The following is a 15,353-nucleotide window of genomic DNA, read 5'->3' on the forward strand; positions in this document are numbered from 1 at the left end:
GACCGGGGCAAGGTCAGGCGACGGCCGCGCCCGCGGCCCGGGCCGTCCTCGCCTCGGCCGCGTACACGTCGACGTACTCCTGCTCCGACAGCTTCCGCACCGCGTACATGATCTCGTCCGTCACGGCCCGCAGCACCAGGCGCTGGTTCTCCATCCCGGCGTAGCGCGAGAAGTCGAGGGGCTCGCCGAAGCGGATGGTGATCGGGACGCGGCGCGGCAGCCTGCGTCCCTTCGGCTGCGCCTCGAACGTCCCGATCATGGCGACCGGGACCACCGGGGCGCCGGACCTGAGCGCCATCGCCGCCACGCCGACCTTGCCCTTGTAAAGGCGCCCGTCGTGGGACCGCGTCCCCTCGGGGAAGACCCCCAGCACCCCTCCGCCGTCCAGGACTTGGAGCGCGGTGTCGAGCGCGGCCCGAGCCGCGTCCTTGCCGGAGCGGTCGACCGGGATCTGCCCGAGCGCACGGAAGAACGCCGCGGTCGCGCGGCCCGTGAGGCCCGGCGCGGTGAAGTACTCCTGCTTGGCCAGGAAGGTGAGGCGGCGCCTGAGCGTCACGCCCAGCAGGAACTGATCGGTGAACGACTGGTGATTCCCCGCGAGGATCACCGCACCTGCCCCGGGCACCCGCCCGGCGCCCTCGACGCGCGGGCGGAACACCCAGCGCAGCAGCGGCACCAGCACCACGAGACGGAATGCGAAATAGAACACTTCAGTGAGCCCTCTCCCCAGGTGACCCCCGTGCCGGGGACGCTAGCCACCCGCGCGGATCACCGGGAGAGCGCCAATTGAGCCAGCGCCCGGGCCCCTCGGCGGCCGAAACGGCCCGCTCGCTCCCAGCGAAACACCCTCCGACCTGCCGCTTCTCGCGGATCTCCGTCGCCGCGATACCCAGCGGACCGTACGTCCTGTACGTTTTTTACAGAGGCTCTGAGGCCTCCGGTCGAGGAGAGGTATGTCATGAACCACCACCGCCCTGCCGCCCGATATGTGGTGCCCGAGTTCCAGGAGCGCACCGCCTCCGGCGTCCGCACGCTCGATCCGTACTCCAAGCTCTTCGAGGAGCGGATCATCTTTCTCGGCACCCCGGTCGACGACGCCGCGGCCAACGACGTGATGGCCCAGTTCATGCACCTGGAGCACGCGGACCCGGACCGGGACATCTCCCTGTACATCAACTCCCCCGGCGGCTCGCTCACCGCGATGACCGCGATCCACGACACGATGCGGTTCGTCACCTGCGAGGTGCAGACGTTCTGCCTGGGCCAGGTCGGCTCGGTGGCCGCCGTGCTGCTCGCGGCCGGCACGCCCGGCAAGCGCGCCGTGCAGCCCGGCTCCCGGGTGCTCCTCCAACAGCCCGCCATCGAGGAGGCGGTGCGGGGCCAGCCCTCCGATCTGGAGATCCAGGCGGCCGAAGTCCTGCGCGGCCGGGCCCTGTTGACCGAGCTCCTGGCCCGGTACACCGGGAGGACCGCCGAGCGGGTGACCGCCGACATCGAGCGCGACCTGGTCTTCGACGCCGCGGGCGCGGTGGCCTACGGGCTCGCCGACCACGTGCTGGAGAGCCGCAAGACGTCTCTGCGCGGGAGGTGAACCGCCGTGCTGCCACCGGAGCTTCCGCCGCTGCCTGCGCTCACGCGGGCCGAGGCCGAGTTCATCGACTCCTACCTCGAAGTGGTCGATCTGCTCGGCCGGATCAATCCCGCCCACGGCCGTGACACCTACACCGCCCTGCGGGCCGCCCAGGCCCTGGTCGGCCGGGCGGTCGCGGTCAGGGACGCCCTCACGCTGATGCACCTGCGCGGCGAGACGCGGGTGCACAGCGAGACGCTCACGCGGGCCCTGCGCGTCCTGGACGGCGAGCGCCGCGCGGGACGGCTCACCGTGCCGCCGGGGGCCTCGGCCTGAGGGCGCGGGGCGCCGCGAGGGACACCCGACGCGCTCACGGGGCCGGTGAAACGCACCAGACGGGGTACCCCCGTTCGGCCCACGGGCGGCTCCTTTCCCTGGCCCTCATGAGTCGCTCACGGCCCGTGGACAATCCCCGGAATCGATCCTTCCGCTGCTGGTACGGGGCTCGTCAGCCCCTTTCGGGGGTAGGTCGAACCGCCCTTGTCCACCCGAACGGGGCAGTCGTGAGCAGCCTCACACAAAGCCGTTTCGGGTCGGAAATCCGACAGTCGGTGCGTGAAGATCCCTGAGACGACAAGCCCCCGCCACCACGGCGGGGCGGTCCGGGCGGACGCCGAGTCCTGCCGCCGCTCCGGACGTCTGGTCGACAGGAGTGGACCGGCAGGAGTGGAGGACCCGAGTACTTCGGGAGGGCCGGACCAGGTCGTCCCTCGGGGTGTAGCCGTTCGCGCGGCCGGGCATCTTCGCCAGTCCGAACCCGACAGGTCATCCTTCGCAGGCGGTTTGACGAAGGGTTGCGCATGACTGCGCAGACACATGTCCCGTCCCTGGCCGTCCGCCTCGGCACCGTCTGTGCCCTCACCCTCGCCGTGACGGGCGCGACGACACTGGCTCCGGGCGCCACGCCCGACGCGCACGCCGCGGCCGTGGCCGCCAGAGCCCTCCACGTGGCCGCCTCGAAGAAGGGGGCGCCCTACCAGTACGGCGCCACCGGCCCGTACCGCTTCGACTGCTCGGGGCTCACGCTCTACTCGTTCAAGCAGGCGGGTCACAAGCTGCCGCGCTCGGCCCAGCAGCAGTACAACAGCTCCCGGCACATCACCGCGTCCTTGCGCAAGGCGGGCGACCTGGTGTTCTTCCACTCGGGCGGCGGGGTCTACCACGTGGGGATCTACGCCGGTGAGAACAGGATCTGGCACTCCCCCAAGTCCGGGGCCGTGGTCCGCCTGGAACGGATCTGGAGCGACAACGTCTGGTACGGGCGCGTGGGCTGACGCGGCGCCGGTCCGGGCTCCCGGTGCGGTCCCGCGCACCGGGAGGCCTCGTACGCCCGAGGGCGCCGCTAGCCGCTCTGGACCGGGGCCACCCACGGCAGGGCGATCCACACCGTCTTGCCGCCGTCCCCCGTGGGCGCGACCGAGAGCCTGCCGCCGCACTCGGCCGCGAGCCAGCGGATGATCACCATGCCCCGGCCGTTGTCCTGCTGGACGGCCGCGGGCAATCGTTTCGGCCAGCGCGGGTGGCTGTCGGTGACGCCGATCCGCAGCTCCTCCTCGCGCTCGAGGCGGACGTCCACGGTGAAGGTGGGCGACTGGCCGAAGGTGTGCTGGACCGCGTTGGTGGCGAGCTCGGAGACGATGAGCCGCACCGTGTCGGCGGCCTCGGCGTCGGACGGCAGTCCCCAGTCGGTGAGGACCTCGGCGACGTAGCGCCGTGCCGCGGAGACCGAGGCGGGATCGCTCGGCAGAGTGACAGTTGCTTCGAGGTGGTCTGCCATGGCGACGCTGTCCCTTTCCCACCCGGGCCGGCTTGAGGACTCGTAGCGGTTGAGCGCTCGCGAAGACGACATCGGCCTCGGATTGTGCTTCGCGCCAGAGTGCCACTCATCGTGCCGGTCTCGGGTGCGATCCACCAAGATATGCATATATCTGTCGCTCAAAGCGGTGAACTCTCCGACGGTAGACCGTATTTGGGCCCACACTTACCCATCGCCTGACATGAAGGAGGCGGCCATGGGGAACGGGCCGGCGGTGCGCAGACGCAAGCTCGGCGAGGAACTGCGGCGGCTGCGCGATCGTACGGGGCTGACGAGCGGGGAGGCGGCCGGTCTTGTCGGCTGGCATCAGTCGAAGGTGAGCCGGATCGAGACCGGTCGCAGCGGGGTGAAACCGGCGGACGTCGCCCGGCTGCTGGAAGCATACGGGGTGAGCGACCCCCGACTCGTCGCCCTGCTGGCGGCCCTGGCCGACTCGGCGGGCGGCGCGGGGGTGGACTGGGCGCATGCGTACCGCGGGCTGCTGCCGACGCAGTACCGCGACTTCATCAGTCTGGAGTCCCAGGCGCGCACGGCCCGCACCCTGGAGACCTCGGTGGTGCCCGGACTCCTTCAGACCCCGGCGTACGCGCGGGCGGTCACCCGGGCGGCGCTCGGCGGGCTGCCGCCGGAGAAGGTCGACTCCCTGGTGGAGGTGCGGATCGCCCGTCAGGAGGTGCTGCGCGGCGACCCGCCGCTCGCGCTCAGCGCCGTGCTCGACGAGGCGGTGCTGCGCCGTCGGGTGGGCGGCCGGGCGGCCATGCGGGAGCAGTTGCGGCATCTGCTGGAGCTCGCCGCGCTGCCGCACGTGCGGGTGCAGGTCATCCCCTTCCAGTACGGCGGCTATGTCGGCCTCACCGGCCCTTTCATTATCTTTTCTTTTCCGGCCATTTCAGATCTGGATGTGGTCGTTATCGACCACTTGACGAGTAGCCTCTACCTCGAACGGAGAGAAGACCTCGAGGCGTACAGTGCCGCGTTCCAGACCGTTCAGGCACTCGCGCTTTCCTCCGAGGACTCGTTGGATCTCATCGCCCGGACGGTCCGGGAAGGACCGGGCTAGTCCAGGGCGAGTGGGGAGGCTTGATGTCCGCACGCCCTGCGCACGTTCCTTCCAGTACGTCCCTCACCGGTGCCAGCTGGCGGCGCAGTAGCCGCAGCGTGGGCATGAACAACTGTGTCGAGACGGCCCGGCTCAATGGCGAGCTGCTTGCCGTGCGCGACTCCCAACGGATCGACGGGCCCGCGCTGCTCTTCGGCGCCCGGGCCTGGCAGCGCTTCATCTCCCGTTACACACAAGCCGATTGACGGCTCGTCAGGCGGTGGGCGCGGTCCGGAGGATCACGTCCACCGCACTGTCGACCTGCCGCGGCGTCAGATCCGCCCGCGCGGTCAGCCGGATCCGCGAGATGCCGTCCGGCACCGACGGCGGCCTGAAGCACCCGACCACCAGACCGGCCGCACGGCAGTCTGCGGCCCAGGCCACCGCGGCCTCCGGCGAGGGCGCCCGGACCGAGACGACCGCCGCGTCGGGCCGCACCGCGCGCTGCCCGGCGGCGGCGAGCCGGCCATGCAGCTCGGCCGCGACGGCACGGGCCCGGCCAGCACGGTCCGGCTCATCCCGCAGCAGGCGCAGGGCCGCCAGCGCCCCGCCCACCGAGGCGGGCGCGAGTCCGGTGTCGAAGATGAAGGTGCGCGCCGCGTTCACCAGATGACGGATCACCCGGGCCGGGCCGAGCACCGCTCCGCCTTGGCTGCCGAGCGACTTCGACAGGGTGACGGTGGCGACCACGTCGTCCGCGCCCGCGAGCCCGGACGCGTGCGGCGCGCCGCGCCCGCCCTCGCCGAGCACCCCGAGCCCGTGTGCGTCGTCCACCACCAGGGCCGCCCCGAACTCCCGGCAGACCGCGGCCAGTCGGGGGAGGTCAGCGGCGTCGCCGTCCACCGAGAACACCGAGTCCGTCACGGCGAGACCGGGGCCGCCGTGCGCGTCCAGCGCCTTGCGGACCGCCTCCGGCTCGGCGTGCGGCACGACCTCCGTCCGGGCCCGGGCGAGCCGGCAGCCGTCCACGATCGAGGCGTGGTTGCCCGCGTCCGAGACGATCAGCGAACCGTGCGGGCCGAGCGCGGTCAGCGCGGCCAGGTTCGCCGCGTAGCCGGAGGAGAAGACGAGCGCGGCCTCGAATCCGCAGAACGCGGCGAGTTCGCGCTCCAGCTCCGTGTGCAGCGCGGTGGTTCCGGTGACCAGACGTGAGCCGGTGGCGCCCGCGCCCCAGCGGTGCGCCGCCTCGGCGGCGCCGGCCGTGACCACCGGGTGCCGGGTGAGCCCGAGGTAGTCGTTGCTCGCCAGGTCCAGGAGGTCCTGGTCGGCGGCGCGCGGCCGCAGCGTGCGGACCAGACCGGCGCGCTCGCGGCGCTCCGATTCTCCATCGATCCAGTCGAACGGCGCTCGCGGCATGGTCGAGTCCCTTTTTGTAGGCTGCCGACAGACCCTAGCCGGTGCCATGCCAGGTCAGGGTGTGGCGATACACACACCTCAAACGGCCCGTGTTGTGGGATCCCTACCTTGGCCGCAGGCGGTGCCGTGCGCGAAGATCGGCGCCATGGACCTGCTGAACACGCTGGTGGACAAGGGGTTGCGGCGCGAACTGCCGACCCGCGAAGAGGCACTCGCCGTACTGGCGACCTCGGACGACGAACTGCTCGATGTGGTGGCCGCGGCCGGCAAGGTGCGCCGCCAGTGGTTCGGACGCCGGGTGAAGCTCAACTATCTGGTGAACCTGAAGTCGGGCCTGTGCCCCGAGGACTGTTCGTACTGCTCCCAGCGGCTCGGCTCCAAGGCCGACATCCTGAAGTACACCTGGCTCAAGCCCGACGAGGCCTCCAAGGCCGCGGCCGCCGGTGTGGCGGGCGGCGCGAAGCGGGTCTGCCTGGTGGCCAGCGGCCGCGGCCCCACGGACCGCGACATCGCCCGGGTCTCCGAGACGATCAAGACGATCAAGGAGCAGAACGAGGGCGTCGAGGTCTGCGCCTGCCTCGGTCTGCTCTCCGACGGCCAGGCCGAGCGGCTGCGCGCCGCCGGGGCCGACGCGTACAACCACAACCTCAACACGTCCGAGGGGACGTACGGGGACATCACGACCACGCACACCTACCAGGACCGCGTGGACACCGTGACCAAGGCCCACGGCGCGGGCCTGTCCGCCTGCTCCGGCCTGATCGCGGGCATGGGCGAGTCCGACGAGGACCTGGTGGACGTCGTCTTCTCGCTGCGCGAGCTGGACCCGGACTCGGTGCCGGTGAACTTCCTCATCCCGTTCGAGGGGACCCCGCTCGGCAAGGAGTGGAACCTCACCCCGCAGCGCTGTCTGCGCATCCTGGCCATGACCCGGTTCGTGTGCCCCGACGTCGAGGTGCGGCTCGCGGGCGGCCGCGAGGTGCATCTGCGCACGATGCAGCCGCTCGCGCTGCACCTGGTCAACTCGATCTTCCTCGGCGACTACCTCACCAGCGAGGGCCAGGCCGGCCAGGCCGACCTCGACATGATCGCGGACGCGGGCTTCGAGGTGGAGGGCGCGGGCACCACGACCCTCCCGAAGCACCGCGCGGACGCGATCGCCGCCGCGGGCTGCGGTACGAACGCGGGCGCGTGCGGTTCGCACGAGGAGAGCGGCTGTGGCTCCCACGAGGGCGGCGGCTGCGGTCCCTGCGGCGGCCACGCCGTGCCCGAGCAGGCGCCCGCCGACCAGGCGCGCACCGATCTGGTGGCCGTGCGGCGCCGGGGCGCGGGGACGGATCTCGCGCCCAATGCGTGAGTACTCCCCCGCCGACCTGCTCGACCTGGACCGCCGGCACGTCTGGCACCCCTACGGCCCGATGCCGGGACGGCAGGAGCAGCTGCTGGTCGAGTCGGCGTCGGGCGTACGGCTGCGGCTGGCCGAACCGGCCCACGGGCAGCGCGAGTTGGTCGACGGGATGTCCTCGTGGTGGTCGGCCGTGCACGGTTACAACCACCCGGTGCTCAACGAGGCGGCGCGCGCCCAGCTCGACCGGATGAGCCATGTGATGTTCGGCGGGCTCACCCACGAGCCCGCCGTCCGCCTCGCCGCCCGCCTCGTCGAGATCACGCCCGAGCCGCTCCAGCACGTCTTCCTCAGCGACTCGGGTTCGGTCGCGGTCGAGGTCGCCGTCAAGATGTGCCTGCAGTACTGGCGCTCGGTCGGGCAGCCGCGCAAGCAGCGGCTCATGACCTGGCGCGGCGGCTACCACGGTGACACCTGGCAGCCGATGTCGGTGTGCGACCCCGAGGGCGGGATGCACGAGCTGTGGCAGGGCGCGCTGCCCCGCCAGCTGTTCGTGGGGGCGCCGCCCTCGGAGTTCGACGAGGCGTACGCCGACGAGCTGCGCACGGCCATCGAGCGCCACGCCGACGAGCTGGCCGCGGTGATCGTGGAGCCGGTGGTGCAGGGCGCGGGGGGCATGCGCTTCCACTCCCCCGCGTATCTGCGGGTGCTGCGCGAGGCCTGCGACGAGCACGGCGTGCTGCTCGTGTTCGACGAGATCGCGACCGGCTTCGGCCGCACCGGCGAGCTGTTCGCGGCGGGACATGCCGCGCTCTCGCCCGATGTCATGTGCGTCGGCAAGGCGCTGACCGGCGGCTATGTGTCGATGGCGGCGACGCTCTGCACGAGCCGGGTCGCCGACGGCATCTCGTCGGGCGAGGTCCCGGTGCTCGCCCACGGGCCCACCTTCATGGGCAACCCGCTGGCCTCCGCGGTAGCGCTCGCCTCGATCGACCTGCTGCTCGGCCAGGACTGGCGGGGCGAGGTCAAGCGCCTGGAGGCGGGCCTGCTCGACGGGCTCGCGGCGGCCCGCCCGATCGAGGGCGTCCGGGACGTCCGGGTGCTGGGCGCCATCGGCGTCGTGCAGCTGGACCACGCCGTGGACATGAAGGCCGCGACCGCCGCCGCCGTGCGCGAGGGCGTGTGGCTGCGGCCGTTCCGGGATCTGATCTACACGATGCCGCCCTATGTGACGGGCGACGACGATCTGGCGCGCGTCTGCCGTGCGGTGTGCGCGGCCGCGCGGGAGGGCTGAGATGGCGATTCTGGTCGTGAGCGGTACGGGGACCGAGATCGGCAAGACGATCACGACGGCGGCCGTCGCCGCCCTGGCGCTGGCCGCCGGGCGGTCGGTGGCCGTCCTCAAACCGGCCCAGACGGGGGTCGCGCCGGGCGAGCCCGGTGACGTCTTCGAGGTGCGGCGGCTCGCGGGCGAGGCGGTGACCGGCCTCGAACTGGGCCGTTTCCCCGAACCGTTGGCCCCCAACACCTCGGCCCGCCGCGCCGGCATGGCGCCCGTGCGTCCCGAGCAGGTCGCCGAGGCCGCCGCGAAACTGGCCACCGAGCACGATCTGGTCCTGGTCGAGGGCGCGGGCGGCCTCCTGGTGCGCTTCGACGACGAGGGGGGCACGCTCGCGGACGCCGCCCGCCTGCTCGGTGCGCCCGTCCTGGTGGTGACGCCCGCCGGACTGGGCACACTGAACTCGACGGCCCTGACCGGCGAGGCCCTGCGGGCCCGGGATCTCGAGTGCGCCGGGGTCGTCGTGGGCAGCTGGCCGGCCGAGCCGGATCTGGCCTCGCGTTGCAATCTCGTGGACCTGCCGGAGGCAGCCGGGGCACCCTTGCTCGGCACCGTGCCCGAGGGCGCCGGACGACTGGCGCCCGCCGACTTCCGTACCCGAGCGGCCGGTTGGCTCGCCCCGGCGCTCGGCGGCGTTTGGAGTATCTGATGGCTGTGTTACGGGCCCGCCTCGGGCAGCTCGTCGTGGACTGCGCCGACCCGGGGCGGCTCGCCCGGTTCTGGGCCGGGCTGCTCGGCGGGCGACCGGTGGTGCGGGACACCGCGTGGGCGTACCTCGATCCGCCGGGCGCGCCGCGGCTCGCCTTCCAGCGCGTACCGGAGGCGAAGGCGGTCAAGAACCGGCTGCATCTGGACCTCGCGGTCGAGGACGTACGCCGGGCGCGGGCCGCGGCCGTACGGCGCGGTGCGGCTCCGGTGGGGGCGACGGTGACCGACGAGCGGGGGGCCTTCCAGGTGATGCGGGACCCCGAGGGCAACGAGTTCTGCTTCGTGGAGTCCGGGGACGGGTGAGCGGGCGCGGCGCGGGGACAATGGCGGTAACCGGCCGCCCGCGGGATGCCGGTACCGGCCGTCCGCCCGCAGGCTCAGGAGGTCCGCCATGGCGCAGCGCACCAAGATCGCCCCGGATGCCGTGCACCACCCCGTCTTCGCCCGCTTCTACGCGCGGTTCAGCGAGGCGATGGACCTCAGAGCCGGGATCGCCGAGCACCGCAGGGAACTGCTCGCCGGGCTCTCGGGACGCGTCATCGAGATCGGCGCCGGCAACGGGCTCAACTTCGCGCACTATCCGGCGGCCGTGGCCGAGGTGGTGGCCATCGAACCGGAGCGCATCCTGCGGCAGTTGGCGGTGCGCTCCGCGCTCCAGGCCGAGGTCCCGGTGGACGTGGTGCCGGGCGCGGCGGAGGCGCTTCCGGTGAAGAGCGAGGCCTTCGACGCGGCGGTCGCCTCCCTCGTGCTGTGCTCGGTGCGGGACCTGGCGAGGGCGCTCGGTGAGATCCGCCGGGTGCTGCGGCCGGGTGGGGAGCTGCGCTTCTTCGAGCACGGCCGGGCCGAGGGGCGGGCGCTGGCCGCGGTGCAGCGCGGTCTGGACCGCACGCTGTGGCCGGCGCTGTTCGGCGGCTGCCACACGGCGCGCGATCCGCTGGGCGCGATCGAGGCGGCGGGCTTCGAGATCGTCGGCTACCGCCATCTGCGGGTGCCCGCCAAGGGCGTCGCCGCCCCGTCCTCGCCGTGCGTGCTGGGGGTGGCGCGGCGCCCCGCGCTCGGTCCCGACGAATAGCGGGCCCGGGCCGTCGGGTGGCCCTTACATCGGCCTCCGGCACCGGACCCCACGACGGATGGCCACTCCCCGGTCCGGCCCCTACTCTCGTATCCGGTAAGGGAGTTGGAACGGCCATGACGCCACAATCGGGGAGGCGGCCTTGTCCACACCTGCAACGGCGCACGCGTACGGCACGGAGCCCTCGGCGCCGGTCGCCGCGCGGGCGCGCGGGCTCACCAAGGCGTACGGCAGCGGCGAGACCGCGGTGCTCGCCCTGGACTCGGTCGACGTGGACATCGCGCGCGGCGCCTTCACGGCGGTGATGGGGCCCTCGGGTTCGGGGAAGTCCACCCTCATGCACTGCCTGGCCGGGCTCGACACGGTGTCGGCGGGGCAGGTCTGGCTCGGGGACACCGAGATCACGGGGCTCAGGGAGCGTGAGCTGACCCGGCTGCGGCGGGACCGGATCGGCTTCATGTTCCAGTCGTTCAACCTGCTGCCGACGCTCACCGCTGCCGAGAACATCACCCTGCCGATGGACATCGCGGGCCGCGCCCCGGACCGCGCGTGGGTGGACCGGGTCATCGACACGCTGGGCCTGCGCGACCGGCTGAAGCACCGGCCGGCCCAGCTGTCCGGCGGTCAGCAGCAGCGCGTCGCGTGTGCGCGGGCGCTCGCCCCCCGGCCCGAGCTGATCTTCACGGACGAACCGACCGGCAATCTCGACTCGCGAGCGGGCGCGGAGGTTCTGTCGTTCCTGCGCGAGGCGGTGGACGCGCTGGACCAGACGGTCGTGATGGTGACCCACGACCCGGGCGCCGCGTCCCACGCCGACCTGGTGCTCTTCCTGGGCGACGGCAAGGTCGTGGACCGGATGGAGCGGCCCACCGCGGAGGCCGTCCTGGAACGGATGCGGCTCTTCTCGGGCGTCCGGCCGCACCCCGGTGAACCGCCCGCACCCCGGCCCGACCCGCTGCGGAAAAGCTGATCCGCCGTGCTGAAGGCGACCCTGCGCGGCTTCCTCGCGCACAAGGGGCGGCTGCTGCTTTCGGCGCTCGCGGTGGTGCTCTCGGTGGCCTTCGTCGCCGGTTCGCTGATCTTCTCGGACACCGTGGCGCGCACCTTCGACCGGCTCTTCGCCTCGACCTCGGCCGATGTCACGCTCTCACCGAAGAAGGAGATCGACACCGCGCTGCCGTCCGGCGAGACACCCACCGTGCCGGCCGCGCTCGCCGCGCGCCTCGCCGGTGTCGACGGCGTCGCGGCCGCCCGCGTGGACGCCGCGGTCTCCGGCATCACCGTCGTCGACGCCCACAACAAGGCCGTGGGCCCCACCAGCGGCGGTCCCACGATCGCCACCAACTGGTACGTCACCCGGCGCAGTCCGGTGAAGCTGACGCGTGGTCACGCGCCGAGCGATCCGGGTGAGGCGCTGCTCGACCAGGACACCGCGGACAAGAAGAAGGTGCGCGTCGGCGACACCCTCACGGTGCTCGCCCGGCCCGGCTCGTTCACCGTGAAGGTGGTCGGCATCGCGACGTTCACCACCACCAACCCGGGCGCGGCGCTGGTCTTCCTGGACACGCCGACCGCCCAGGTCAAACTGCTCGGCAGGCCGGACGCGGCAACCGGCATCTCGGTGGACGCGGTCCCGGGGGTGGGCGACGACGTACTGAAGCAGCGCATCGCCGCCCAGGTGGGCGGAGCGTACGACCTCAAGACCGCGGCCGAGCAGGCCACCTCCGACGCCGCCCGGCTCGGCGGGTTCCTCGACGTCGTCAAGTACCTCATGCTGGGCTTCGCGGGCATCGCGGTGCTCGTCGGGATCTTCCTCATCGTGAACACCTTCTCCATGCTGATCGCCCAACGCACCCGGGAACTGGGCCTGTTGAGGGCGCTCGGCGCAGACCGCGGCCAGGTGCGCCGCTCGGTGCTCCTGGAGGCGCTGCTGCTCGGCCTGGTCGGGTCCACTCTGGGACTCGCCGCCGGCGTGGGCCTGGCCGCCGGGCTCATCGCGCTGATGGGCCTGTTCGGGATGCACCTGAGCGCCGCCGAGATGGTGTTCCGCCCGCCCACCCCGGTGGCCTCGTACGCGGTGGGCGTCGGGGTGACGTTCGTCGCGGCCTACCTGCCCGCCCGCCGGGCCGCCCGCGTCTCCCCGATGGCCGCGCTCGCGGACGCCGAAGTGGCGGGCGCGGGGCGGCCGTTGCGGGTGCGGGCCGTGGTGGGCGCGCTCGTCGGCGCGGCCGGTGCCGCGGCCCTGGCGGGCTGCGCGGCCGCCGGGAAGGCGTCGAGCGCCGCCGTGCTGCTGGGAGTCGGTCTGGTGCTCACGCTCATCGCCACGGTCGTCGCGGGCCCGCTCCTGGTGCGGCCCGTGATCAGGGTGCTCGGCAGCGGGTTCCCGAGGCTGTTCGGGCCGGTGGGCCGCATGAGCCGGCGCAACGCCCTGCGCAATCCGCGGCGCACCGGGGCCACCGCGTCCGCGCTCATGGTTGGCATCGCGCTGGTCACCGGGCTCTCGGTCGCCAGCACCTCGATGTCCAAGTCCTTCGACCAGCAGATCGACAAGGTCCTCGGCGCGGACTTCGTCGTCCAGAGCGCCGCCTTCCAGCCGTTCCCGCCGGAGGTCACCGAGCGGGTCCGGGCCACGAAGGGCGTGGGAACCGTGGTGCGCCAGCGCTTCGCGCCGATGCGGATCACGCTGCCGGACGGCAGGCGGGTGGACACGACGGCGTCCGGCTACGACCCGAGGCTCGACGAGGTCGCCCATCTGACGTACGCGAGCGGCGGCACGGCCCAGGCGCTCGCCGACGGCGGCCTCGCGATGGACCGGACGTACGCGCGGGACCACGACGTGCGGCTCGGCGACTCGCTGCCCGTGCTGTTCTCCTCCGGGCAGCGGGCGCGCCTGAACGTCGCCGCCCTGACCGACATGGGCCAGGGCAGCGGCGGCTTCGCGACCGAGGGCGCCCTCTTCATGGGTCTGTCCACGCTCGAACGGTATGTGCCCGGCGGGCAGGACGCCGCCGTGTACGTGAACGCGGCCGGCGGCACCTCGACCGGCCGGCTGCGCGCCGCCCTGGAGTCGACGCTCGCCTCGTATCCGCAGGTCCAGGTGAGGAACCAGGCGGACTACAAGAAGCTGGTGCACGACCAGATCGCCGTGCTGCTGTATCTCGTGTACGCGCTGCTCGGCCTCGCGATCGTCATCGCGGTGCTCGGCGTGGTCAACACCCTCGCCCTGTCGGTGGTCGAGCGGACCCGGGAGATCGGCCTGCTGCGGGCCATCGGGCTCTCCCGGGTGCAGCTGCGGCGGATGGTGCGGCTGGAATCCGTCGTGATCGCCGTGTTCGGCGCACTGCTCGGACTCGCCCTGGGCATGGTGTGGGGGGTGGCGGTGCAGCGGGTGCTGGCGCTCCAGGGGCTCGACGCGTTCGCCGTGCCGTGGTCAACGATCGCCGCGGTCGTGGTGGGTTCGGTGGCGGTCGGCCTGGTGGCGGCGCTGCTGCCCGCGCTGCGCGCCTCGCGGATGAACGTGCTCGCCGCCATCGCGCACGAGTAACCACCCCTCACCTCAGGAGAGCCGATGTCCCGTCCGTTCCGATTCGCTGTGAACATGGTGACTCCCGCGGTGGGCGAGGAGTGGCGCAAGCGCTGCCGCCGGGCCGAGGAGCTGGGCTATGACGTGATCCAGGTGGCCGACCACCTCGGCATGCCCGCCCCCGGCCCCGCGATGGTCGCGGCGGCGTACGCGACCGAGCGGCCCCGGGTCGGGATGTTCGTGGTCAACGCGGCGTTCTGGACACCTCAGTTGCTGGCCCGCGAGATCGCCACGGTGGACGCGCTGACCGACGGCCGCCTGGAGATCGGGCTCGGGGCCGGGTACGTCCAGGAGGAGCACGAGCGGGCCGGGGTCCCCTGGCGCACTCCGGGCGGCCGGGTGGACCATCTGGCGCACACCGTGCGGGAGTTGGACCGGCTGCTGGGCGACGAGGCATACGCGCCCCGGCCCGTGCAGCGGCCCCGGCCGCCGTTGCTGATCGGAGGCAACGGGAACCGCATCTTGCGGCTGAGCGCCGAGCACGCGGACATCGCCGCCTTCACTGGTGCGCGCAAGTCCCCGCAGGACGGGACGCTGAGGATGATGACCGCCGACGGGGTCGCGGAACTGGTCGCCACCTACCAGCGGTTCGCGGCAGAGCGCACGGCCCCGGCCGAGCTCAACCTGCTGATCCAGCGCGTGGCCGTGACCGACGACCGCCGGGCCGCGGCACGCGCCGCACTGCACCAGCTCCCGTACCTCACCGAGGACGAGATCCTCGACCTGCCGATGCTGCTGATCGGCACGGTCCGCCAACTGGCCGACCAGCTGCGCGCCCAGCGCGAGCGGTACGGCTTCTCCTACCTCACCGTCCTGGACCCGCAGATGGAGGCGTTCGGGCCGGTGATCGAGGAACTGCGGGGAGAGTGAGCGGGCGGGGCGCCCGCGGACCAGGGCAGGGCGTCCGCATGCCAAAACGGTTCGCCGCCGGCAGCGGCCCGGTGATGGGATGGCGCCATGAACGACTTGCGCATCCGGCCCGCCGGGCCAGAGGACCTGGACGCGGTCCTGGGCTTCTGGAAGACGTCGGCCGAGGGCACCAGCATCAGCGACGACCGCGCCGGCGTGGAGGGCCTGGTCTCCCGTGACCCCGGCGCCCTGATCCTCGCGGAGGACGGCGGCGAACTGGTCGGCACCGTGATCGCGGGCTTCGACGGGTGGCGCTGTCATCTCTACCGCCTCGCCGTGCACCCCGGCCACCGCCGCCGGGGCGTCGGCGGGGCGCTCCTGGCCGCGGCCGAGGAGCGATTCGTCCGGCTCGGCGGGCGGCGCGCGGACGCCATGGTGCTGGTCCGCAACGAGCTCGCCCAGCGTGCCTGGCAGGCCGCGGGCTATGGGGCCGAGGAGCACTGGCGCCGCTGGGTGAAGCCGCTTGGCTGAGCGCCCGGACCACCTTTTGCCATTG

General features: G+C 72.7%; 17 protein-coding genes and 1 riboswitch. Of the genes, 14 read left to right on the forward strand and 3 right to left on the reverse strand.

The window, feature by feature from the left end:
• Positions 1-13: 13 nt before the first annotated feature.
• The gene (locus DT019_RS03835) at positions 14-709 is read right to left on the reverse strand and encodes a lysophospholipid acyltransferase family protein (RefSeq protein WP_114035132.1); all 696 of its coding nucleotides are present in this window, start codon (positions 707-709) and stop codon (positions 14-16) included.
• A gap of 249 nt (positions 710-958) precedes the next feature.
• On the opposite strand from DT019_RS03835, the gene DT019_RS03840 reads away from it, so the two are divergent.
• The 3 genes from DT019_RS03840 to DT019_RS03850 all read left to right on the forward strand — a co-directional run bounded on the left by DT019_RS03840 (position 959) and on the right by DT019_RS03850 (position 2,904).
• Positions 959-1,591 (forward strand): ATP-dependent Clp protease proteolytic subunit, encoded by a 633-nt coding sequence (locus DT019_RS03840; RefSeq protein WP_114035133.1) that lies wholly within the window; start codon positions 959-961, stop codon positions 1,589-1,591.
• A 6-nt stretch (positions 1,592-1,597) separates the two neighbouring features.
• Entirely contained in the window at positions 1,598-1,906 is a 309-nt protein-coding gene (locus DT019_RS03845; protein WP_114035134.1) for a hypothetical protein, read from the forward strand.
• 325 nt (positions 1,907-2,231) lie between these two features.
• Positions 2,232-2,426: riboswitch (cyclic di-AMP (ydaO/yuaA leader) on the forward strand.
• A gap of 4 nt (positions 2,427-2,430) precedes the next feature.
• A complete protein-coding gene (locus DT019_RS03850) occupies positions 2,431-2,904 on the forward strand; it encodes a C40 family peptidase (protein ID WP_114035135.1) in 474 nt (157 codons plus the stop codon).
• A 68-nt stretch (positions 2,905-2,972) separates the two neighbouring features.
• Here the strand turns inward: DT019_RS03850 and DT019_RS03855 are convergent, their stop codons facing one another.
• Positions 2,973-3,407, reverse strand: a complete 435-nt coding sequence (locus tag DT019_RS03855) for an ATP-binding protein (RefSeq protein ID WP_114035136.1) — start codon at positions 3,405-3,407, stop codon at positions 2,973-2,975.
• Positions 3,408-3,642: 235 nt separating this feature from the next.
• Between DT019_RS03855 and DT019_RS03860 the strand changes: the two genes are divergently transcribed.
• Entirely contained in the window at positions 3,643-4,506 is an 864-nt protein-coding gene (locus DT019_RS03860) for a helix-turn-helix domain-containing protein (RefSeq protein ID WP_114035137.1), read from the forward strand.
• A gap of 23 nt (positions 4,507-4,529) precedes the next feature.
• Complete coding sequence (locus DT019_RS03865) at positions 4,530-4,751, forward strand: DUF397 domain-containing protein (protein ID WP_114035138.1); 222 nt, start codon at positions 4,530-4,532, stop codon at positions 4,749-4,751.
• 7 nt (positions 4,752-4,758) lie between these two features.
• On the opposite strand, the gene DT019_RS03870 is transcribed toward DT019_RS03865, so the two are convergent.
• Positions 4,759-5,901, reverse strand: coding sequence for an 8-amino-7-oxononanoate synthase (locus DT019_RS03870; RefSeq protein ID WP_114035139.1), 1,143 nt, complete (start codon positions 5,899-5,901; stop codon positions 4,759-4,761).
• Positions 5,902-6,046: 145 nt separating this feature from the next.
• Here DT019_RS03870 and bioB point away from each other — a divergent pair, with 145 nt between their 5' ends.
• From bioB to DT019_RS03915, 9 genes are all read left to right on the forward strand, one after another.
• On the forward strand, positions 6,047-7,258 hold the full coding sequence (gene bioB / locus DT019_RS03875; protein WP_114035140.1) for a biotin synthase BioB: 1,212 nt from the start codon (positions 6,047-6,049) through the stop codon (positions 7,256-7,258).
• Positions 7,251-8,540 (forward strand): adenosylmethionine--8-amino-7-oxononanoate transaminase, encoded by a 1,290-nt coding sequence (locus DT019_RS03880; protein ID WP_114035141.1) that lies wholly within the window; start codon positions 7,251-7,253, stop codon positions 8,538-8,540. The genes bioB and DT019_RS03880 overlap by 8 nt, the downstream gene beginning before the upstream one ends.
• Position 8,541: 1 nt before the next feature.
• Positions 8,542-9,234, forward strand: a complete 693-nt coding sequence (gene bioD / locus DT019_RS03885) for a dethiobiotin synthase (protein ID WP_114035142.1) — start codon at positions 8,542-8,544, stop codon at positions 9,232-9,234.
• Positions 9,234-9,596: a VOC family protein gene (locus DT019_RS03890; protein ID WP_114035143.1), complete on the forward strand. Its 363-nt coding sequence runs from the start codon at positions 9,234-9,236 to the stop codon at positions 9,594-9,596. Before bioD ends, DT019_RS03890 begins: the two co-directional genes overlap by 1 nt.
• Before the next feature lie 88 nt (positions 9,597-9,684).
• Positions 9,685-10,365 (forward strand): class I SAM-dependent methyltransferase, encoded by a 681-nt coding sequence (locus DT019_RS03895; protein WP_114035144.1) that lies wholly within the window; start codon positions 9,685-9,687, stop codon positions 10,363-10,365.
• 142 nt (positions 10,366-10,507) lie between these two features.
• On the forward strand, positions 10,508-11,335 hold the full coding sequence (locus DT019_RS03900) for an ABC transporter ATP-binding protein (protein ID WP_114035145.1): 828 nt from the start codon (positions 10,508-10,510) through the stop codon (positions 11,333-11,335).
• A 6-nt stretch (positions 11,336-11,341) separates the two neighbouring features.
• A complete protein-coding gene (locus DT019_RS03905; protein ID WP_114035146.1) occupies positions 11,342-13,909 on the forward strand; it encodes an ABC transporter permease in 2,568 nt (855 codons plus the stop codon).
• Positions 13,910-13,933: 24 nt separating this feature from the next.
• Positions 13,934-14,818, forward strand: coding sequence for a TIGR03621 family F420-dependent LLM class oxidoreductase (locus DT019_RS03910; protein ID WP_114035147.1), 885 nt, complete (start codon positions 13,934-13,936; stop codon positions 14,816-14,818).
• An 87-nt stretch (positions 14,819-14,905) separates the two neighbouring features.
• Entirely contained in the window at positions 14,906-15,328 is a 423-nt protein-coding gene (locus tag DT019_RS03915) for a GNAT family N-acetyltransferase (RefSeq protein ID WP_114035148.1), read from the forward strand.
• Positions 15,329-15,353 lie beyond the last annotated feature (25 nt).

This window comes from Streptomyces sp. SDr-06 (assembly GCF_003324565.1).
Taxonomy (GTDB): Bacteria; Actinomycetota; Actinomycetes; order Streptomycetales; family Streptomycetaceae; genus Streptomyces.